The organism is Salinibaculum sp. SYNS191 (assembly GCF_037338445.1).
GTDB classification, from domain to species: domain Archaea; phylum Halobacteriota; class Halobacteria; order Halobacteriales; family Haloarculaceae; genus Salinibaculum; species Salinibaculum marinum.
This window is the reverse complement of record NZ_CP147838.1, coordinates 2,838,362-2,858,735: the sequence shown is the minus strand read 5'-3', so window position 1 is coordinate 2,858,735 and position 20,374 is coordinate 2,838,362. Positions and strand designations below refer to the sequence as shown.

21 protein-coding genes are annotated in these 20,374 nt (G+C 68.6%); 8 read left to right on the top strand and 13 right to left on the bottom strand.

Annotated elements, in window-relative coordinates; genetic code table 11:
• Window positions 1–99 precede the first annotated feature (99 nt).
• From WDJ57_RS15140 to WDJ57_RS15110, 7 genes are all read left to right on the top strand, one after another.
• Window positions 100–1,239 carry a BMP family lipoprotein gene (locus WDJ57_RS15140; RefSeq protein ID WP_338901675.1) on the top strand — a complete coding sequence of 380 codons (1,140 nt, stop codon included), beginning with the start codon at window positions 100–102 and terminating at the stop codon, window positions 1,237–1,239.
• A 20-nt stretch (window positions 1,240–1,259) separates the two neighbouring features.
• The gene (locus WDJ57_RS15135; RefSeq protein WP_338901674.1) at window positions 1,260–2,816 is read left to right on the top strand and encodes an ABC transporter ATP-binding protein; all 1,557 of its coding nucleotides are present in this window, start codon (window positions 1,260–1,262) and stop codon (window positions 2,814–2,816) included.
• Window positions 2,817–2,823: 7 nt separating this feature from the next.
• A complete protein-coding gene (locus tag WDJ57_RS15130; protein WP_338901673.1) occupies window positions 2,824–4,020 on the top strand; it encodes an ABC transporter permease in 1,197 nt (398 codons plus the stop codon).
• Window positions 4,017–5,093, top strand: coding sequence for an ABC transporter permease (locus WDJ57_RS15125; RefSeq protein ID WP_338901672.1), 1,077 nt, complete (start codon window positions 4,017–4,019; stop codon window positions 5,091–5,093). The genes WDJ57_RS15130 and WDJ57_RS15125 overlap by 4 nt, the downstream gene beginning before the upstream one ends.
• Before the next feature lie 125 nt (window positions 5,094–5,218).
• On the top strand, window positions 5,219–7,018 hold the full coding sequence (locus WDJ57_RS15120) for a PKD domain-containing protein (protein WP_338901671.1): 1,800 nt from the start codon (window positions 5,219–5,221) through the stop codon (window positions 7,016–7,018).
• A gap of 63 nt (window positions 7,019–7,081) precedes the next feature.
• Window positions 7,082–7,489 (top strand): VanZ family protein, encoded by a 408-nt coding sequence (locus WDJ57_RS15115; RefSeq protein ID WP_338901670.1) that lies wholly within the window; start codon window positions 7,082–7,084, stop codon window positions 7,487–7,489.
• A gap of 42 nt (window positions 7,490–7,531) precedes the next feature.
• On the top strand, window positions 7,532–8,608 hold the full coding sequence (locus tag WDJ57_RS15110) for an archaeosine biosynthesis radical SAM protein RaSEA (RefSeq protein ID WP_338901669.1): 1,077 nt from the start codon (window positions 7,532–7,534) through the stop codon (window positions 8,606–8,608).
• A 1-nt stretch (window position 8,609) separates the two neighbouring features.
• Here WDJ57_RS15110 and WDJ57_RS15105 read toward each other — a convergent pair whose 3' ends face one another.
• The 9 genes from WDJ57_RS15105 to WDJ57_RS15065 form a co-directional block, all read right to left on the bottom strand.
• On the bottom strand, window positions 8,610–9,485 hold the full coding sequence (locus WDJ57_RS15105; RefSeq protein WP_338901668.1) for a 3-hydroxyacyl-CoA dehydrogenase family protein: 876 nt from the start codon (window positions 9,483–9,485) through the stop codon (window positions 8,610–8,612).
• 306 nt (window positions 9,486–9,791) lie between these two features.
• Window positions 9,792–10,253: a metal-dependent hydrolase gene (locus WDJ57_RS15100; RefSeq protein WP_338901667.1), complete on the bottom strand. Its 462-nt coding sequence runs from the start codon at window positions 10,251–10,253 to the stop codon at window positions 9,792–9,794.
• Between the two features lie 58 nt (window positions 10,254–10,311).
• Window positions 10,312–11,685: an arylsulfotransferase family protein gene (locus tag WDJ57_RS15095; RefSeq protein ID WP_338901666.1), complete on the bottom strand. Its 1,374-nt coding sequence runs from the start codon at window positions 11,683–11,685 to the stop codon at window positions 10,312–10,314.
• A 50-nt stretch (window positions 11,686–11,735) separates the two neighbouring features.
• The gene (locus WDJ57_RS15090; RefSeq protein ID WP_338901665.1) at window positions 11,736–12,989 is read right to left on the bottom strand and encodes an ABC transporter permease; all 1,254 of its coding nucleotides are present in this window, start codon (window positions 12,987–12,989) and stop codon (window positions 11,736–11,738) included.
• A complete protein-coding gene (locus tag WDJ57_RS15085; RefSeq protein WP_338901664.1) occupies window positions 12,986–13,702 on the bottom strand; it encodes an ABC transporter ATP-binding protein in 717 nt (238 codons plus the stop codon). The genes WDJ57_RS15090 and WDJ57_RS15085 overlap by 4 nt, the downstream gene beginning before the upstream one ends.
• Before the next feature lie 74 nt (window positions 13,703–13,776).
• Window positions 13,777–14,454, bottom strand: a complete 678-nt coding sequence (gene purQ / locus WDJ57_RS15080; RefSeq protein ID WP_338901662.1) for a phosphoribosylformylglycinamidine synthase I — start codon at window positions 14,452–14,454, stop codon at window positions 13,777–13,779.
• Window positions 14,455–14,506: 52 nt separating this feature from the next.
• Window positions 14,507–14,758 (bottom strand): phosphoribosylformylglycinamidine synthase subunit PurS, encoded by a 252-nt coding sequence (gene purS, locus WDJ57_RS15075; RefSeq protein ID WP_338901661.1) that lies wholly within the window; start codon window positions 14,756–14,758, stop codon window positions 14,507–14,509.
• 124 nt (window positions 14,759–14,882) lie between these two features.
• On the bottom strand, window positions 14,883–15,539 hold the full coding sequence (locus tag WDJ57_RS15070) for a DUF7504 family protein (protein WP_338901660.1): 657 nt from the start codon (window positions 15,537–15,539) through the stop codon (window positions 14,883–14,885).
• A complete protein-coding gene (locus tag WDJ57_RS15065) occupies window positions 15,536–16,423 on the bottom strand; it encodes a GAF domain-containing protein (RefSeq protein ID WP_338901659.1) in 888 nt (295 codons plus the stop codon). Before WDJ57_RS15065 ends, WDJ57_RS15070 begins: the two co-directional genes overlap by 4 nt.
• 130 nt (window positions 16,424–16,553) lie before the next feature.
• On the opposite strand from WDJ57_RS15065, the gene WDJ57_RS15060 reads away from it, so the two are divergent.
• Complete coding sequence (locus WDJ57_RS15060) at window positions 16,554–17,534, top strand: formyltetrahydrofolate deformylase (protein WP_380629522.1); 981 nt, start codon at window positions 16,554–16,556, stop codon at window positions 17,532–17,534.
• A 260-nt stretch (window positions 17,535–17,794) separates the two neighbouring features.
• Here the strand turns inward: WDJ57_RS15060 and WDJ57_RS15055 are convergent, their stop codons facing one another.
• From WDJ57_RS15055 to WDJ57_RS15040, 4 genes are read right to left on the bottom strand one after another with little or no spacing between them, the layout of a single operon-like run.
• A complete protein-coding gene (locus tag WDJ57_RS15055) occupies window positions 17,795–18,598 on the bottom strand; it encodes an energy-coupling factor ABC transporter ATP-binding protein (protein ID WP_338901657.1) in 804 nt (267 codons plus the stop codon).
• Window positions 18,586–19,389, bottom strand: coding sequence for a cobalt ECF transporter T component CbiQ (gene cbiQ / locus WDJ57_RS15050; RefSeq protein ID WP_338901656.1), 804 nt, complete (start codon window positions 19,387–19,389; stop codon window positions 18,586–18,588). Before cbiQ ends, WDJ57_RS15055 begins: the two co-directional genes overlap by 13 nt.
• Window positions 19,386–19,679 (bottom strand): metal transporter, encoded by a 294-nt coding sequence (locus tag WDJ57_RS15045; protein WP_338901655.1) that lies wholly within the window; start codon window positions 19,677–19,679, stop codon window positions 19,386–19,388. Before WDJ57_RS15045 ends, cbiQ begins: the two co-directional genes overlap by 4 nt.
• Window positions 19,676–20,320: an energy-coupling factor ABC transporter permease gene (locus WDJ57_RS15040; protein WP_338901654.1), complete on the bottom strand. Its 645-nt coding sequence runs from the start codon at window positions 20,318–20,320 to the stop codon at window positions 19,676–19,678. Before WDJ57_RS15040 ends, WDJ57_RS15045 begins: the two co-directional genes overlap by 4 nt.
• Window positions 20,321–20,374 lie beyond the last annotated feature (54 nt).

Sequence of the window (20,374 nt, the reverse complement as noted above, 5' to 3'; positions counted from 1 at the left end):
CTGTCAAGAATCGGCTGTAGGGCCGGTTACACGGCTATATTTGCCAACGGTTCCCAGTAATTGACAAGGTATATCTGTTACCGCTCTCTGCTCTCGTGCATGTACTCTCGCCGGGACGTACTGAAAGCGAGTGGCGTGGGACTAACAATCAGTCTGGCGGGATGTTCTGGGGACGGCGGCGACGGTGGCAGCGACGGCGGCGACGGTGGCGATGGCGGAGACGGCGGCAGCGACGGTGGCGACGGCGGCAGCGGGGGCAGCACGTCGATGCCGGGCGAGGACATCAACGTCGGGATGATATACGCGCTCGGCGGCCTCGGTGACCAGTCCTTCTCGGACGCCGCCAACCGCGGCATCAAGAACGCCGAGGAGGAGTACGGCGTCTCCTTCCAGAACGCCGAACCCCAGAGCAGCGGCGACTTCGACCGGTTCCAGAAGCGCTTCGCGCGCTCGTCGAGCCCGGACTACGACCTCATCGTCTGTCTCGGGTTCGAGCACGTCGCGCCGCTGCAGGAGAACGCACAGGCGTACCCCGACCAGAACTGGGCGCTGCTCGACGCGGCGGTCGACCAGCCCAACGTCGAGAACTGGGTCTACGCCGAGCAGCAGGGGACCTACCTCGTCGGGCGCGCCGCGGCCCAGCTATCCACGATGGACTTTTCGGCCGGCGGCGGCCAGACGGACCCCTCGAACACGACGCTTGGCTTCGTCGGCGGCGTCGAGGTACCCGTCGTCCAGGCCTTCGAGGCTGGTTTCCGGGCCGGCGCGAAGAGCATCAACGAGGACTTCGAGGTGCTCAGTAGCTACGTCGGCGGCTTCTCGAACCCCGGCGAAGCCGAGGAAACGGCCCGCTCGATGATAGACCAGGGCGCGGACGTCCTGCTCCACGGAGCCGGGGCCGGTGGCTCCGGCGTCTTCAAGGCCGCACAGGACCGCGGCGTCTTCGCCTTCGGGGCGGACCAGCGTCAGTCCGAGACCGCGCCGAAGTACTCGGACGTCATCCTCGGCAGCATGATAAAGGGCGTCGACACGAGCGTCATGCAGGCCGTCGAACACGTCGTCAACGACAACTTCCAGGGCGGCGAGACGTTCGAACTCGCCGCCGGCGAGGGCGGCTTCGAACTGCTCTGGGGCGTCGACATCGGCGACCAGATTCCACAGGAGATCAAGGACGACGTGGAGTCGACGAAGCAGGAGATCGCCGACGGGAACATCGACGTGCCGACCAAGCCGTCCTGAGCGCTTACTAGACGCAGTTCATGAACCCGGCAGTCAGTCTTCGGGGAATCACCAAACGGTTCCCGGGTGGCGTCGTCGCGAACGACGAGGTCGACCTGGAGGTCGGCGAGGGGACCGTCCACGCACTCCTCGGGGAGAACGGAGCCGGCAAGACAACCCTGATGAACGTCCTCTACGGCCTCTACGAGCCGACGGCCGGCGAGATACACGTCGGAGACGAGCGGGTCGACTTCGACTCGCCCCAGGACGCCATCGAGCGCGGCATCGGGATGATTCACCAGCACTTCACGCTGGTCGGCCCGATGACGGTCCGGGAGAACATCGCGCTCGGGTGGGAGCCGGTGAAGTACGGCGGTGCCAGGGTCGACGACAGTCGCATCGCCGACGCCATCGAGGACCTGAGCGAGCGCTACGGACTGGCGCTGGGCGACGTGACCGACGCCCCCGTCGAGGAGTTGAGCGTCGGCGCACAACAGCGCGTCGAGGTGGTCAAGACGCTGTACCGCGGGGCCGACGTCTTCATCTTCGACGAGCCGACGGCCGTGTTGACCCCCCAGGAGGTCGACGAACTCTTCGGCGTCTTCGAGGAACTGACCGCGCAGGGCAAGACGATAATCTTCATCACCCACAAGCTCGGCGAGGCGCTGGAGGTGGCCGACGAGATTACCGTCCTCCGGGACGGCGAGCGCGTCGACACCGTCGACGCCGCCGAGACGACCCAGGAGGACCTCGCGCGGAAGATGGTCGGTCGCGAGGTGTTGCTCGACGTCGAGAAGACGAGCACCGACCACGGCGACCCGCGGCTCACCGTCTCGAACCTCTCGGTCGAGGACGACCGGGGCGTCGCCGCGGTGCAGGACCTCGACGTGACCGTCCGCGCGGGCGAGATATTCGGCATCGCGGGCGTCGACGGCAACGGCCAGACCGAACTCATCGAGGCCATCACCGGCCTGCGAGACGATGCCAGCGGCAGCGTGCAGTTCGACGGCGACGACGTCACGGCGCTGTCACGCCAGGAGCGACTGGGGCGGAACCTGGCGTACATCCCCGGCGACCGCCAGGAGCGGGCGCTGGTGCTGGACTTCGACCTCGTGAAAAACGCCGTTCTCGGCAGTCAGCACCGCGAACCCTTCGCGAAGGGCGGACGCATCGACTGGGGGCGGGTCCGGGCCCACACCGAGGACATCATCGAGACGTACGACGTGCGCCCGGCCAACCCCAACGCGACGGCGCGGTCGCTGTCGGGCGGGAACCAGCAGAAGTTCGTCGTCGGCCGGGAGTTCTCGCGGGACCCCGACATCGTGGTCGCCGCCCACCCCACCCGCGGCGTCGACATCGGGAGCATGGAGTTCATCCACGAGCGCCTGCTGGCGATGCGCGACCAGGGGGTTGCCGTCCTGCTGGTGTCGGCGTCGCTGGACGAGATTACGCGGCTGTCGGACCGCATCGGCGTGATGTACGAGGGGGAGTTCGTGGACGTCGTACAGCCGGAGAACGTGACCGAGGAGGAGCTGGGACTGATGATGGCCGGTGAGACACCCGAAAGTGACGCGGGAACGAAGGTGCAACGCACGTGAGTGAACAATGACAGACGACGGGCAGACCCGCATCGAGCGACTGCTGGGGCGTTTCGTCGGCCTCTCGGGCGGCGAGCGCGTCCTCGTCAGCGTGGCGGCCGTCGGCGTCGCCGTCGTCGTCGGCATGCTCGTGATACTCGCGGCCGGCTACGGCGCGAGTTGCGGGACGCCCAAGTTCTCGCTTCTCGGCGTCTCCTTCTGTTACGACCCCGTCTCCGTGTTCACGGTGCTCTTCCAGGGCGCGTTCGGCAACGTCTTCAACATCGCGCTGACGCTCCAGCAGATGACGCTGCTGCTCTTTACGGGCCTGAGCTTCGCCATCGCGTTCCGGGCCGGCCTGTTCAACATCGGCGCGCAGGGGCAGTTCGTCCTCGGCTCGCTGGCGACGACGGTCACCATCCTCTGGGTCGCGCCCCTCGTCCCCGACGGCACGGTCGGCAGCCTCGTGTTGATGCCGCTCGGACTCGTCGCCGGCGTCGTCGTCGGCGGGCTCTACGGGTGGCTGCCGGGCGTCCTGAAAGCCCGCTTCGACACCAACGAGGTCATCTCGACGCTGCTTCTGAACTTCATCGCCACCGCCGTCGCCTACGTGCTCGTCGAGCGCTTCTTCAACGACCCGTCCATCCAGGGGACCATCACGCGCGCGATTCCCTCCGCGGCGACGTTCAAACCGGTCGTCTTCCCGTCGAACACGAACTTCGCACTGCCGCTGTTTCTCTTCGCGCTGGCCGTCGTCGTCGGCGTCTACCTGCTGCTCCACCGGACGACCATCGGCTACGACATCCGCGCGCTGGGGACACAGACCAAGGCGGCCGTCTTCGGCGGCGTCGACGCCGAGTCCACGACCATCCTCTCGATGACCCTCGCCGGGGCCGTCGCCGGCATCGGCGGGGCCATCTACGTCATGATGGTCATCGGCCGCTGGCAGACCGGGACGCCACCCATCGGGTTCGACGGCATCGCCGTCTCGGTGCTGGCCGGGAACAACCCCCTCGGCCTCGTCCCCTCCAGCCTGCTCTTTGGAATCCTGGAGAGCGGCAGCCAGGCCATCCAGTTCAACCTCGGCATCCCGCGCCAGCTCGTGGGCGTGCTCCGTGGCCTCATCATCCTGCTCGTGGCAACGCCCGAACTCTTCCGCATCGTCGGCCGGACGCTGAACCGCCGTGACGTCATCGACCTCTCCGGGGGAGGGACGGAGCCATGAGCCGCCGCCGCGTCTTCCGCCGGGCCGGGAAGTGGGCCGCCGGTGTTGCGGTCGTCATCGCCGTCCTGTTCGTGCTGCGAGCACTGGCCCCCAGCGGGTCCGTTCCCGAGCAGATTCTCGACGCCATCCTCGACACCGGCTACGCGGGGTCGGTCCTGCGCGTGACCGTCCCCATCGCCTTCGCGGCCTTCGGCGGCATCTTCGCGGAGAAGTCCGGCATCATCAACATCGGCATCGAGGGCTTTCTCATCCTCTCGGCGCTGTCCAGCATCGTCGCCGTCCAGCGGTTCCTCGAGATGGGGATGGGGACGACGACGGCGCTGTGGCTGGCCTTCTTCGTCGGCATCCTCGTCAGCATCGCGGCCGCGGCCGTCTTCGCCGTCTTCACCATCCGCTACGAGTCGAACCAGGTCATCGCCGGCCTGGCCGTCTGGCTCATCTCGCTGGGACTCGCGCCGTTCGTCTCGCTCATCCTCTTCCAGAGCGTCAACAGCCCCTCCGTGGAGACCTTCGGCACCTGGACGATTCCGGTGCTCTCGGAGATTCCGGCCGTCGGCCCCATCTTCTTCGACGCCTCGCCGATGGTCTACCTGATGCTCGTCACGGCCCCGCTGGCCTGGTACGTGCTGAAGTACACCCGCCTGGGACGGCGCATCCGCGCGGCCGGCGAGAACCCGCGGGCGCTGGACACCGCGGGCGTCAGCGTGAGTCGCGTCCGCTACGTCGGCGTCCTGCTGTCGGGCGTGCTCTGTGGCATCGGCGGCGCGGGCTTCACGCTCGGGCAACTCGGCGTGTTCGTCGGCAACCTCGACACCAGCATCGGCGGCCGGGGCTTTCTCGGCATCGTCGCCTACCTCTTTGGCAACTACAACCCGCTCGCGTCGCTCGGCGGCGCGGCGCTGTTCGCCAGTTTCGACTCGCTGCAGTTCCGCCTCCAGCAGATTTCGGCGCTGGACGTTCCCAGTCAACTGTTCGGCATCCTCCCCTACGTCGTCGTGCTGGTGACGCTGACGCTCATCGGCCGGACGCGGATTCCCGCCGCGCTCGGCGAACACTACGACGACGAGGAGTAAGCGCGGTTCCGACGACCACGCGGACAGTCCAACCACTCATTTGATACCTTTAGATGGGGTGATGTCGTCGGGCTCCCCGACATATTTATCACCCACTTGTCTGAACCGTAGAGTACTGTTCGAAGATGAGCGGGTTCACGAGACGGTCACTGGTCAAGGCGCTCGGAAGCGCAGTCGCGGGAGCAACTGCCGTCGGGATGGCCTCGGCAGCGGACATCGAGGGGTCCGTGACGTTCGAGGACCAGACAGTCGGTGGGAATCAGGAGGTCGTCGTCGCGGAGGTGCGGGCGTCGGCAGACGTTTTCTACGTCCTGTCGACGCCCGGTCACGAAATCGAGTTCGCAAAGGGTACACTGCCGTCGGGGACCCACACTGACGTCACCGTGTCGCTCGGAACGGAACTCCAGGAAAATCAGAGCCTCGCGTTCACGCTGTACCCTGCTGGCGGCGGCAGTTCGATAACGAAAGACACAGCGAAGGTGTTTCCACACGGCGTCTCGTTCGTCGATGGAATGTCGGTGACGCGCGTCGACGCCGACCCCGACGCCGGGTTCAACTATCCGTACTTCCTGTACGGGCCGGCGACCACAAACGACGAAGCCGGGACGACGCCGCCGCTGCTCGTCCAGTCGAACAACACCGGCACGGCGACGGACGACTTCGCGGAGCACGAACGGAGCGCGAAGGAGAACGTCGACGGCGGATTGCCCCGGCGTCTCAGCGACAGTCTCGGTGTCCCGCTGCTGATTCCGGTGTTCCCCCGGCCGCGGTCGGACCCGGTCGACGGGAGCCACTACGTGCACCAGCTCGACCGCGACACGATGCAGGTTAGCGACGGGCCGCTGGAGCGGGTCGACCTGCAACTGCTCCGGATGGTCGACCACGCCCGCGAGAAACTGGCCGACGAGTACCACCCCGTCCGCGAGAAGATCATCATGAACGGCTTCTCCGCGTCGGGGAACTTCGTCGACCGGTTCACTGTCCTGCACCCGGAGCGCGTGCTGTCGGTCACCGCGGGTGGGCTGAACGGGATGGCGCTGCTGCCCACCGACGAAGTCGATGGGCAAACGTTGCGCTACCACGTCGGGACAGCAGACGTCGAGGACATCACCGGCGAACCAGTCGATACGGACGCGCTGGACGAGGTGAACCAGTTCCTCTACATGGGCGACGAGGACACCAACGACACGATTCCCTACGACGACGCGTGGACGAGCGACGAGTTGCGCCAGACCGCCCTCTCGGTCTACGGCGAGGACATGATACGCGAGCGGTTCCCGACCTGCCAGCGCGTCTACGACGAGGTCGGTATCGACGCCCAGTTCCGGATTTACGAGGGCGTCGGCCACACGCCCCGCCCGGCGCGAGAGGATGTAATCGAGTTCCACCGCCGGAGCATCGCCGGCGAGGACGTCAGCGACCTCGGCCAGAACATCCGCCCGGAGGCGACGGTCGCGGTGACGCCGGAGACGCCGCAGGTCGGCGAGTCCGTCGAGTTCGACGCCTCCGCGTCGCGGACCGTCGACGGGACGATACTCAGCTACACCTGGGACTTCGGCGATGGGTCGACGGCCGCCGGGGAGACCGTCACCCACGCGTTCACGGACCCCGGCGAGTACGAGGTCGCGTTCGCCTTCGTCGACGACTCGGGACTGGAGAAGACGGCCGTGGTCGCGGTGACCGTCGGGGACGGCGGCGAGGCGAGCGACACCGACGCGACGCCCACCCCGAGCGATGCAGGCACGACGCCGACGCCCGGGAACGAGCCGACGGCCACCCCCGGCAGTGCGAGCGCGACACCGGCCGAAACCCCGACGCAGACCGCGGGGGAGAACGGTCCCGGCTTCGGTCTCGTGAGTGGGCTGGCAGGCGTCGCTGGCGCGGGCACTGTCGGCAGGTGGCTCCGGGACGACGACGAGGAGTAGGAGCCAGCGCAGCCGCGACGGGGCGACGGAACAGGTTTCACGCTGGCCGCCGGAGTTTCGACAGTGCCCTCGTTTCGCGTCGGACAGCGCGCTCGCTGGGGACTCGTCGCCGTCGTCGCCGCGGCCATCCTCGTCGCCGCAGTCGTGCGACCGGGCGACGCCGGCCCGACGCTGGGACCGCTCGGCGTCCTCGGCCTCGACAAGTACCTGCACGCGCTGGCCTTCGCCGCGCTGGCGGCCACGCTGGCGGCCGCACTCGCCACGTCCTCTGTCGAGCGCCTGCTGGTCGTCGTGGTCCTGGTGAGCGTCGGCTACGGCCTCCTCGTCGAACTCCTCCAGTTACCGCTTGCCTACCGCTCGTTCAGCCTGCTCGACCTGGCGGCCGACGCCGTCGGGGCAGTCCTGGTCGCGCTTCTCTGGCGTGGCGGCCAGTGGCTCCGACGGCCCGACGCCGCGACGGCCACGGAGTGAGCAACGAAGCGGATATACGACTGCGTCCGCTTGTCTCCCCCAATGAGCAAGCCCAGTCCCGACGTCTACGAGCAGGGCCGGGGGATGGACGCCCACAACTCGGTGATGCGGGAGATACGCGCCCGCAAGGACGAGACCTACGACCCCCGCGAACCCACCCGCGTCTGGCTCGACGAGGACAACACGCCCGACGGCATCTACGACTCCCTGACCATCATCCTCAACACCGGCGGCTGTCGCTGGGCCCGCGCCGGCGGCTGTACGATGTGCGGCTACGTCGCCGAGTCCGTCGAGGGCGGCAGCGTCAGCCACGAGGACCTCATGGCGCAAATCGACGCCTGCCTGGACCACGAGGCCGACAACGCCGACGAACCGGCTGGACTCATCAAAATCTACACCTCCGGGTCCTTCCTCGACGAGCGCGAGGTGCCCGCAGAAACGCGGCGGGCCATCGCCGAGACCTTCGCCGACCGCGAGCGCATCGTCGTCGAGTCCCTGCCCGACTTCGTCGACCACGACAAGATCACCGACTTCACCGACCAGGGACTGGAGACGGACGTCGCCGTCGGCCTGGAGACGGCGACCGACCGCGTGCGCCGGGACTGCGTGAACAAGTACTTCGAGTTCTCGGAGTTCGAGCGCGCGGCCGCCGACGCACGCGACGCCGGCGCCGGCATCAAAGCCTACCTCCTGATGAAGCCGCCGTTCCTCACGGAGTCCGAGGCCGTCGCGGACATGAAACGGTCCGTCCGAAAGTGCGCCGACGTGGAGGGCTGTCACACCGTCTCGATGAACCCCTGCAACGTCCAGCGACACACGATGGTCGAGGACCTCTACCACGGCGACGGCTACCGGCCGCCGTGGCTCTGGAGCGTCGCTGACGTGCTCGAATCGACCGCCGACGCCGATGTCATCGTCGTCTCCGACCCCGTCGGTCACGGCAGCGACCGCGGCCCGCACAACTGCGGCGACTGCGACGACCGCGTCCAGCGCGCCATCAAGGACTTCGACCTCCGGCAGGACCCGTCGGTCTTCGAGCAGGTGTCCTGCGAGTGCGAGCGGACCTGGGAGGTCGTCTGCGAACGCGAGCGGAGTTACTCGATGCCGCTTTCCCGGTAGTCTACTCGTACTCGTAGAAGCCTTCGCCCGTCTTCTTCCCGAGGTCGCCCGCCTCGACCTTCCGCTTGAGCAGGTAGGCCGGCTTGTAGCGGTCGCCCAGTTCCTCGTGCAGCGTCTCGCTGGCGTGGAGAACCACGTCGAGACCGATGTGGTCGGCCAGTTCCAGCGGCCCCATCGGCACGTTCGTCCCGAGTCGCATCCCCGTGTCGATGTCCTCCTTCGTGGCGACGCCCTCGTCGAAGGCGCGGATGCCCTCGTTGAGCCAGGGCATCAGGATGCGGTTGGTGACGAAGCCGGGTTTGTCGTCGGACTCCCAGGTCGTCTTGCCCAGGTCCTCCGCGAAGGCGTGGGCGAAGTCGACCACCGCGTCGGCGGTCTTCTCGCCGACGACGACCTCCACGCCGCGCATGACGGGCGCGGGGTTCATGAAGTGGATTCCGACGACGTCCTCCGGGCGCTCGGTCGCGCTCGCTATCGTCGTAATCGAGAGCGTGCTCGTGTTCGTCGCCAGCACCGTCCCCGCCGCCGTCCGGTCGTCGAGGTCCGCGAAGATGTTCTGCTTGACCTCCATCTCCTCGACGACGGCCTCGACCACGACGTCGCAGTCCGCGAGGTCCGCGGCGTCGGTCGTCCCGGCGATGCGGTCGGTGACGGCACCGGCCTGCTCGTCGGAGAGCCGGTCGCTCTCGACCAGCCTGTCGAGACTGCGCTCGATAGTCTCGAAGCCGCTCTCGACGAGGTCGTCCTCGACGTCGCGCATGACGACGTCGTACCCGGCCATCGCCGACACCTGCGCGATGCCACTGCCCATCGTTCCCGCGCCGACGACGCCGACCGTCGCTATCGAGTCCAGGTCGTAGACCATGGCTGAGACCATCGGCCACTGCCACCCTAAGTCTGCCGGATATGCAGGGAAACCAACACGAACGGGCGCGTCGCAGACTCACCCGAGTACCGGAACGCATTTACAGAGTGCTGCGTCAACGACTGGCACATCCCGCCGCTGTCCCACACTTTCACTTTCACCGCGGTAGGCCCGCCTATTAGTATCTCCCCCGTCTACGGTGGTGTAGGGCTGGGAGCCCAATCCTGTCGGAGTACACGCCCGGCCGGAGTGTCACACGCTCCAGCCCTCGTTCCCTTCCTATCCCCTCGACGTGACGGAGCGACAGCGCCCGTCGCGCTATCGTCCCGGGAGGTCGAGTTTCCCCCGCGACCACAGCAGCCCCAGGCACGCGACCCACAGCGCTGCGGTCACGGGAAGTGAGTGACCGCCGGGGTCGAGGTCGACGCCGACGTACGTCCCGGAGAGCGGCGAGAGAATCGGAATCCCCATCGGCGTCGTCGCGTCGACGAGCAGTTGCGAGAGGTAGCCCACGAAGACGCCGCCCGCCGTCGCGCGGCCGAATCGGAGTCCCACGGCCGTCGCGACGCCGAGGGCGAGCGCACTGTGGGTGACGCCGCGGTGGGCGAAGGGCGGCCCGACCGACGCCGGGACCAGGAGGTCGACGTCCGCGACGACGCCACCCACCAGGCCCGCGCCGGCTCGGTCGAACAGCACCGCACCCAGAGCGTACCCGACCAGCGCGTGCGTCGCCAGCGCCACCGCGAGAAAGCCCGCGTGTCCACCGGGATAGGCGCTCACAGCGGGAGCCTCGCCGCGGAGGCTGATAAAGACGGTGACAGGCTGGCGGCCGCCGGCCTCACTCCGCGTCCTCGGCCGGTTCGTCGCCGTCGGCCCGGACCTCGGCGTCGCGGCGCTCGCGGTAGACCGGGAGCCGCAGCCCCACGTCCGGGAACCGCCAGCGCAGTTCGAGCACCGGCCAGACGACGGCGACGGCCAGTCCCAGTCCCACCGCGAAGAACTGCTCGCGACCCATCCAGACCGGCGCGACGTAGAGGACGCCGTTGACGACCCACGTCGGTGCCAGGCTCTTGACGAAGTCACTGACTCCCCCGAGCAGGCTGGGGCCGCCTCCGCCGTCGGCCCCGCTCCCGCCGGTCCGGGAAGTCAGCCCGAGGCTGGCCGCGCTCTCGCCGCCGGTGCTGTCCTCGCCGGTGCCGAACCGTTCCACGTCGTAGGGGTGAGCAAGCGGGACCGACCAGGCGACGGAGCCGTTCGGGGCGACTTCGAGCAGGCGGCTGCCGTGCGTGTCGGCGACCAGCGTGTTGCCGTTCGGGAGGCGGTCCGCGTCGCGGGGCCACTGGATGCGGCTGTCCGACCACTCCCACGTCCGCGTCCAGGTGCCGTTCTCGCGCTGGTACTCGACGATGCGGGCGTTTTCCGAGTCCGCCACCACGACCGCGGGCCCGCCCTCGGACGCAGGGATGTAGTCGGGGTTGTGTTGCTCGTAGAGGGTGTCGTGGTCGTCCTCCGCGCCCAGCGTCCAGTTCTCCTGGATTCCCTCGCCCGGTTCGATGAAGACCACCTGGTCCTGGTTGCGAAGGCTCGCCATCACGCGGCCGTCGGGCAGGAGGTCCACGTCGTTGAGGTGCGCCCAGTCCTCCGGGAAGGGGCCGCCGCCCTCGACGGGGAAGGCAGCCTGGGCCTGCCAGGCCCACTCGACGAGTTCCGTCTCGGTGTCGACCATCACCACGCGGTCGTCTATCATGTCCGCAATCAGGAGGTGCGTGTCGTTGACCCGCTCGTGGTCGTGCCACTCCGCGGCGTGCTGGCTCGCGTCGTAGCGGGCGTAGACGACCTCCGTCTCGCCGGTCGTGAGGTTCGCCCGCTCGACGACGTTCAGGGCACAGGGCGGCGACGAGCAGGTCGGGCCCGCCGTGTGGATGGTGTCCGTCGCGGCGTACTCGACGGTCATCGTCCCCGGGACGCGGTCGACGTCGAAGTACTTCGTGCGCGCGTCGTCGTAGTACAACCGGCTCCCGTTCGGGTGCCAGGCCATGATGGTGCCGTACCGGGCCGACTCGGTGGCGACGGTCACGTTCTCGCGCGGCGGGGCCGTCGGGACGTCCGCGGCGGTGCCGGAGCGCTCTGCGGTGGCCGCGCCGTAGGCCACGACGCTCACCGAGAGCACGAGCGCGGCGAGGAGGGCGACGCGGAGGTGGCGGCGGTTCATCGTGTGCAGGTTGGTTCCTCCCATGGTTTAAATGTACAGCGTCCGGCCGGCTATCGCTGGAGACGGGACAGCCACTCGCCGAGGCGGCCGGCGCTGCCCGTGACGACCCGGTCGGAGTTGAAGACGTACACGGCGAGACTGATTGCGCCGAGCGCGAAGACTGCCTCGTAGGCGACGCCGAGGTAGACGAACAGCGGGTCGCCGAACATCAGTTGTTTCGACGCGATGACCGGGTGGGTGAAGGGAATCGCGAACAGTACTGCCTGCAGCGGCAGCGACAGCGTTGTGAAGTCGGTGAACATCGTCGCGAAGGCGGGTCCGATAGCGAGAATCGACAGCGGGAGCAGCAGAATCTGCGCGCCCTGGCGGTCCCCGGCGAAGATGCCGAGCACGAGTGCCAGCGCCAGCGCGCCCACGACGGCGAAGAAGATGGCGACGCCGACGAGCGCGTAGTCGGCCGTCCCGAGGCTGAAGGCAGCGGGCAGGCCGCCACCCCCACCGCCGGTGATGCCCGACTGGTACTCGCTGAGCGCGAACGTCATGACGCCGGCGGCGAGGAGTCCGATGGCGGCGCTCCCCACCAGTTTCGCCGCGACGATGGTCCGGCGCTTGACCGGCATCGTCAGCAGCGTCTCCAGCGTCTTGTGCTCTTTCTCCATCCCCATCGAGTTGATGACCATCTGGCCGGAGAAGACGATGACCAGCATGATGATGACGGGGACGAACAGGAACTGCGAGGTGAACGCGCCGGAGAGCACGCCGGGGGACTGGCTGATGCGGGTGCCCTTGACGTCGGTGGTGTAGCTGGTCTCGACGGGGCTAAGTTCCTGGGCGGTGGCCCCGGTCACGTTGAGCGTAATCTGGGCGCTGGCGGACTGGAGGATGGTCTCGACTTTCCCCGTGGAGGCGATGCCGGTGAGGCTCACGCTGTCGACGACCGAGTACAGCCGGACCTGCCCGCGCTGGCCCGCCTCGATGCGCTCGGTGAAGTTCTCCGGTATCACCACGAGGGCCGTCCCACCCCCGTCCTCGGTCGCGTTCAGTGCCGCCTCCGGGTCGGTGCCGCTGCCGCGGTAGACCACGTCCGCGCTCGCGTTGTACGTCGCCTCGACCAGGTCGCCGTAGCGGCCGTCGTCGTCGTCGAGGACGCCGACTTCGGGCGGCTCCGAGGCCGCCTCGTCCAGGCCGCCAAAGCCCTGCCCGAGCGCGATGAAGATGATGGGGACGAACAGGATGGGCAGGATGTACTGCGGGCGCAGCAACTCGCGCATCTCCTTCCAGACGAGCCGGAAGAACGTGTTCATGCTGTGGCCTCCAGGAAGGCGTCTTCGAGGTTCTCGGTGCCGTAGGACGCGACCAGTTCCGACGGCGAGCCGGTGTCGACGATGCGGCCCTCGTTGAGCAGGCCCACCCGGTCACAGAGGTACTCCACCTCCAGCATGTTGTGCGAGGAGAGGATGACGCTGCGGTCGCTGCCGGGGTACTCTTTGATGGTGTCGCGAATCTGGCGGGCGTTGCGCACGTCCAGGCCCGAGGTGGGCTCGTCGAGAATCGCCAGTTCCGGTTCCGTCATCAGCCCGGCGGCGAGCAAGAGCTTGCGGGTCATGCCCTTGCTGTACTCGCTGGTCTTGCTCTCGATGCGGTCACCGAGGTCCGCGATTTCGACCGCCCGCTCGACCATCGGCTCGGGGTCGTCGGCGTAGAAGGAGGCGACGAAATGGAGGTACTTCCGGCCGGAGAAGTTCTCGTAGGCCCCGGCCTCCTCGGGGACGTACCGCAGTGCGGCGCGTGCCTGGTTGGGGTTTTCCTCGACGTCGGCACCGCAGACGACCACGCGGCCGGCGTCGGCGCTCAGCAGCGTCGACATGATTCGCAGCGTCGTCGACTTGCCGGCCCCGTTGGGACCGACCAGCCCGAATATCTCGCCGCGCTCGACCTCGAACGTCACGTCGTCGAGTGCCCGGACGCTTCCGTACTGCTTCCGGAGCGACTCGACGAGTACAGCAGGGTCCGTCATGCTCTAGTCGGGCGATTGAACCCCGTTCGCTTAAAAGTGGACGGGCGGTTGCAGACTCGGCAAATGCCCCTGGGTCACTCCGCGAAGCCGCGGAGGACGCCCTGGCCGTCGGTCGGGCCGACGTCCGCGAGCGTGACGCGTTCGGGGTGGGGCATCAACACGGCGACGTGGTCGTGTTCGCCCAACACGCCCGCGACGTTGTGTTTCGAGCCGTTGGGGTTCGCGCCGTCGGTGACCTCGCCGTTCTCGTCGCAGTACCGGAAGAGGATTCGGTCGTCGTCCTCCAGGTCGTCCAGTTCCGCGTCGTCGATTTCGAACCGGCCCTCGCCGTGGGCGATGGGGAGTTCGATGACGTCGCCCTCCTCGTAGGCTCGGGTGAAGGGAGTGTCGGCGTTCTCGACGCGGACGTGGACGTGTTCACACTGGAAGCGTGCGCTGCGGTTGGTCGTGAACGCGCCGGGCGTCAGCGACGCCTCGCAGCCGATCTGTGCGCCGTTGCAGATGCCCAGCACCGGCGTGCCGGCCGCGGCGGCCTCGCGGACCTCGGCCATGATGGGCGAGCGGGCGGCCATCGCGCCGGCGCGGAGGTAGTCGCCGTAGGAGAAGCCGCCGGGGACGACGATGCCCGTGGTGTCCGCGGGCAGGCCGTCCTCGTGCCAGACGAGTTCGGCGTCGATGCCAAGCGACTCCAGGGCCTGGACGGTGTCGCGGTCGCAGTTCGAGCCGCCGAACTGGACGACGGCGACCGTCACAGTGACCACCCCGCGTGGGACCCGAGAGTCGTCGGCGTGTGTACTGAGTCGGTCATCGCTCGGCGACGTCGACCTCGTAGTCGTGGATGGTCGGGTTGGCGAGCAGGCGCTCGGTCATCTCCTCGGCCCGGTCGCGGGCGGCGTCGGCGCTGTCGGCCTCCAGGTCGAGTTCGAAGCGGTCGGCCGAACGCAGGTCCGCGAGTTCGAACCCGAGGCGTTCGAGCGCACGCTGTGTGGTCTCGGCCTCGGGGTCGAGGACCCCGGCCTTGAGCCGCACAGTGACGGTCGCGGTGTAGGCGGTCATCGGTCGAGACACGAACGCGGGCGGCGAAAACGCTTGTGATTGGCTCCGGAAACGGGCCGTTCGAGGGAGGTGTCACACCCCGAGTCGGAGGCGATGCGGTGACGCCATCCCGCACCCGGGACCGCTAGAGGTCGAGCGGCTGCCAGCCGTCTGGCTGGTCCGGGAGCCCGCGACAGCGCAGTTCGTGCGTGCCGTCGCGCTCGCGCAGTTCGACTCTGCCGTCGAAGGGCTGGGTCAGCGTCCGGAACGTCCGCTCGTCCTGTGACTCCGGGTCCAGCGCCGAGACCCCCAGCCCGTCGGCCGTGCGGATGCGGCCGGTCACCGTGTGGAGGAACCGGTACAGCGGCTGGACCTCCTCGGCGTACATCAGAAGCGGCGCGAGCGAGACCAGCCCGGTGCGGACCCGCTCGATTCCCAGCCCGTACAGCCGCTCGTACAGCGACGAGTAGGCGATGCCGATGCCGGTCAGGTCACTCGGCGCGGCGACCGCGTGGACGTTGCGGGCCTCGTCGTCCTGGCCCGGCTCCGTGCAGTCGACGACCGCCATCCGGGAGTCGACGTAGCGGGTGGCGTCGCGCTCGTAGGCGTCGATGACGTCCCCACCGCCGGTCTCCGTAGTCACCAGGAGCAGTCCCTCCGAGGGGCCACAGTGGAGCAGTTGCATCACCAGCCGGCGCGTCCCGCCCAGGGGCGGCCCGGTGACCAGCAGGTTCGTCCCGGCGTCGACCGGTTCCAGCGGGAGGCCCTCGAACTCGTAGGTCGTCCCGTCGACCTGACTCATCGCTCGTCCTCCCCGCTTGCGAGTCGTCGCCGGAGTTCGAGTTGCTCGGAGACTTCCTCGGCGAAGCGCTGGAGGTCGGCGAGGCCCGCGTCGTCGTAGCTGCGTGGCTCGTCGTGGACGAGACAGAGTTCGCCGATGACCGTCCCGTCCGGCGTCGTGATGTTCGCGCCCGCGTACGAGCGGATTTCGAGTTCCTTCAGCGTCTCGTTGTACGCGAAGCGGGGGTCGGCCTGGACGTTCTCGATGACGGTCACCTCGTCGTCGAGGATGGCGTACGTACAGATGGAGTCCTCACGGTCGAGCGTCTCCCAGTCCGCGCCGTGGCAGGCGACGAAGCGCTCCTCGATCTCGTGGAGGAGGCCGACGAACGCGACGCGTATGTCGAAGTGGCTGGCGACGAGTTTCGAGAGGCGGTCGAAGGTCTCGACGGCGTCGAAGGACTCGACGTCGTACGCGGCCAGTGCGTCGAGACGGGCGTCCTCGTCGTCCGGCAGGGGAAAGCCGACCTGCGTGCGGTCGACGACGGCGATGTGAACCATGTCGACGAGGCGGTCACCTGCGTTCGGGCTGTCCTTCGGGAGGAACTCCGCGACGGTATCGCGGAACGCCCCGGTGTCTATCTCTGCCCGGTCGGCCTCGGTGTAGAGGATACACGCCGCGTTGGGGTGGCTCTCCCGGACTGCCTCGAAGACGTCGAATCCGGTCCCGTCGGGGAGGTCGTACTCGGCGACGACGCAGTCGACGTCGGTCGCCGCAGCGGCCTCCCGGCCCGCAGCGACGTCTTCGGCCGGGACGGCGCGGATTTCGGCCCTGTTGGCGACGGTGTCCGCGGTCGCCGTCTCGGGGTCGACGCACAGCACCGTGATGTCGTCGCCGTCGGTCACTGTCGGGCACGTTGTGGGCGGGGCTACAAAGAGGTTCGTGCCGGAATCCGCGTGAAACGAAAGACTTTGACGCTCGGCCGCCTTCCCGTCGCACAATGACTGCGCACGCGACCGTCGCGGGGTGGGTACGATGACCCGCGAGTTCACGAAGATTACCGTCGTCGGCGAGGACGACACCGGGCTCATCGCCGAGGTGACGAGCCTGCTGTTCGAGCGGAGCATCAACATCGAGGACCTGGACCAGGCCGTCCGGGAGGGCATCTTCCGGATGACGATGCACGTCGACACGGCCGAGATGGTCTGCACGGAGGAGAAGTTGCGGACCGACCTCCACGAACTCGGGGAGGAACTTGGCGTCGACGTGCAGGTGCAGTTCCCCACCGAGCGCGAGACCCAGCAGATTGCCGTCCTCGTGACGAAGGAATCGCACTGTCTGGAGGCCATCTTCGAGGCCTGGGCCAGCGGCAACATCGAGGCCGAGGTCAGCGTCGTCATCGGGAACCACTCCGACCTCGAACCGCTCGCCGAGAAGTACGACGTGCCCTTCCACGACATCGGCGACGACAACGGCAACCCCGACGAGGGCGAACTGCTCGACCTGCTGGCGGAGTACGACGCCGACCTCATCGTCCTCGCGCGGTACATGCGCATCCTCTCGCCGGACGTCGTCTTCCGCTACGAGAGCCAGATTATCAACGTCCACCCCTCCCTGCTCCCCTCCTTCCCCGGTGCCGAGGCCTACCTCCAGGCGCTCGAAGAGGGCGTCCGCCTCGCCGGCGTCACGGCCCACTATGTGACCACGGACTTGGACCAGGGGCCCATCATCACCCAGCGGGCGTTCAACGTCCCGCCGGATTCGGAGGTCGAGGACCTGCGCAGGCTGGGCCAGCCCCTTGAGGCGGAGGCGCTGCTTGAGGCAATCGGCCTGCACCTCAACGACGAGGTGGCCGTCCACCGCGGGCGGACGCAACTGCGTGACCCCGAGGAGAGCGACGCGCAACTGGGCGCGCCGGCGGAACTCAACGACATGATTCCAGACCGGCCCATCGACGGACTCGGCGAGTTCGTGGCGGAGCACGAGGAAGAGCCGGAGGCCGAAGCAGATGACTGACCCCGAGGACGCCGTGTCCGAGGCGCAGGCATCTGTTTCGTAGAAGCGGACGATTAGGCCAGGGTGGTTGCCCGTTGCCGACCCCCATCAGCGTCCGGTTCGCAGAGGCAGATGACTGACCCCGAGGGCGCCATGCCCAAGGCGCAGGCATCTGTTTCGTAGAAGCGGACGATTAGGCCAGGGTGGCGGCCCGTTGCCGTCCACAATCAAACGCTCCGCGAACACTTCCTACGAAGGAACTTCGGCAATTCCGCCCATCACTATCTGAGCCGCTCCGAGAGCAGGTCCCGACCCTCCTCGACGGTCAGCGGCGGGTCGGCGACGACGCCGTCGAACAGCCGGACCGTCGGCGGGGGCTGGAGCCCGCTGGCTTCGAGCAGGTCGGCGTCGGTCAGCACGTCTTCGACCGGTCCGCGGCCGGCGACGGTGCCGTCCTGCGCGAGGACGACCGAACGGTCCGCGAGGTGAGGGACGAGGGTCGTCCGGGGGGTGAAGGAGACCAGCGTCAGCCCGTCGTCGGTCAGCCGGTCGAGCAGCGAGCGGACCCGCTCGCGGCTGGGGCCGTCGAGGTCGCTGGTCGGTTCGTCGACGAGCAACACGTCGGGGTCGGTCGCCAGCGCGGCCGCGAGCGCGGCGCGGGCCTTCTCGCCGGCTGAGAGTCGGAACGGTGGCCGGTCCAGCAGACCACCCAAATCGAGCGCGTCGTCGAGTCTGTCGATACGGGCCTGTGCAGTCTCGCGGGGGACGTCCAGTTGCGCCGGCCCGTACTCGATGTCTTCGCGGACGGTGGCGTTGAACAGGTAGTCGTCGGGGTCCTGCAACAGCACCGCCAGGCGGTCCCGGACCGCCTCGGCGTCGGTCACGCCGTCGAAGAAGGTGACCGACCCCTCGGCCGGCGACTCCAGCCCGCCGAGGACGACCTGGAGCGTGCTCTTGCCCGAGCCGTTGGCCCCGAGCACGGCCAGACGCTCGCCGCGGTGGACGGTCAGGTCGACGCCGGCGAGACCCGTCGTGCCGTCGGGGTAGACGTAGGAGACGCCGCGGGCGTCGATCACGGGAGCCACCGGACCACCCCCGCGGCGACGGCGACTGCCACGGCCCCGGCGACGAAGAGGGCGTCCGCGAGTCCGGGGTCCCCGCCGCGGTCGTACGGCGAGGGCGGGGAGGCACCGCCTCGGGCGCGCATGCCGCGGTGGACGCGCTCGCCGCGTTCGAGCGTCCGGATGAGAAAGGTCCCCGAGAGCTGAGCGAGGTCGCGCCACCTGGCGCGGAGGCCACGGCGTGCTATCGTCCGGCTCTCGCGAGCGCGGAGCAACCGCTGGAGTTCGGTGAAAAACAGGAACAGGTAGCGATAGGAGACGGCGAGCAGCCAGACCAGCGCCGTCGGCACGCGGAGTCGCCGCAGCGCCGCGACAACCTCGGAGAACGGCGTCGTCAGCACCACCAGCGCGAGCAGGGCGACGCCGGTCCACACGCGGACGGCGAACGTCGCCACCTCGACGACCCCGGGGACGGTGACGGTGAACCCGGCCACGGCAAACAGCGGGTCGCCCGGGACGAGCACCGCCTGCGGCGCGACGACGACGAGCGAGAAGACGGGCACGAGCGCAGTGCGGGCGAACAGCCGCCGGAGCCGGACCGACGAGGCGACGGCCAGCGCGGGCGGTACCGCCGCGAGCGCGAGCACCGCCAGCGGGTCCCGCGAGACGACGACGCCGACCAGCAGGACGGCGACGCCAACGAGCGTCGCGCGGGGCTGGAGGGTCTGGAGCAGACCGTCGCGGGCGGCCGTCTCCTCGGTGACGAAAAACGAGCGCAGCAGTTCCGTGACGGTGGCGGCGACGTGGAGTATCATTCGAGTAGCCGGGCGTAGGCCAGGGCGGCCAGAAGGGTGAGCGCGCTGCCGACGACGGCGGCGGCGAGCGTGCCCAGACCGCTGCCCAGCCCTGGAATCCCGTAGCCCGAGAACAGGCTGGGCGACGGTTCGGCCTCGTCAGCCGCGCCGGTCTGCTCGGCAGCGTTCTCCAGCGGTTCGCTGTAGCCGACCGCGCCCGACGCCCACGCGAAGACGGGGGCGAGCAGCGCCAGCACGAGAACGACCGCGAGGCCGCGGCGGACCCACGGCTTCTCGACGACGGCGCTCACGCGCTCACCTCCGCGACGGCCTCGCGGCCGGGCACGAGGTCGGGCCGGGCGTCGACGAGTGCGGCGTAGACGGTGGCGGTGATGGCCCCCTCCACGAGGCCGAGCACGGCGTGGCCGCCAGTCATCACCGTGACCGTCGTGGCCAGGTCCCAGGCGAAGGCAGAGGAGAAGCCGGCGGCGACGCCGACGAAGGCCGCCGAGACGGTAATCGCGCCCCACCCGGCGACGAAGGCCGCCGCCGTCTCGTGGTAGCTCCGGAGCAGTCGGAAGAGCGCGTAGCCGACGAGGACGTCGAGGACGGCCATCGCAGCGAGGTTCGCGCCGAGTGCGAGCAGGCCGCCATCGCCGAAGACCAGCGCCTGGATGGTGACGACGGCGGTCATCGCCATGACGCCCAGCCAGGGCCCGAGCAGGATGCCGGCGAACGCGCCGCCGACGAAGTGGGCGCTCGTCCCGCCCGGAATCGGCCAGTTCAGCAACTGGGCCGCGAAGATTCCTGCCGCGGCGACGCCGACCAGCGCCGTGCGGTCGCCACCGAGGCGGTCCGACGCCCGACGGCTCGCGATGGCGAAGGCGCCGGCAGCGAGCACCCAGCACGCCGCCAGCACCGGGAGGTCGAGGAAACCGTCAGGGATGTGCATATCGGGCCTACTTGGACGGTCCACTTCAGTATTACTTTAGCGCCAAATAGTAAT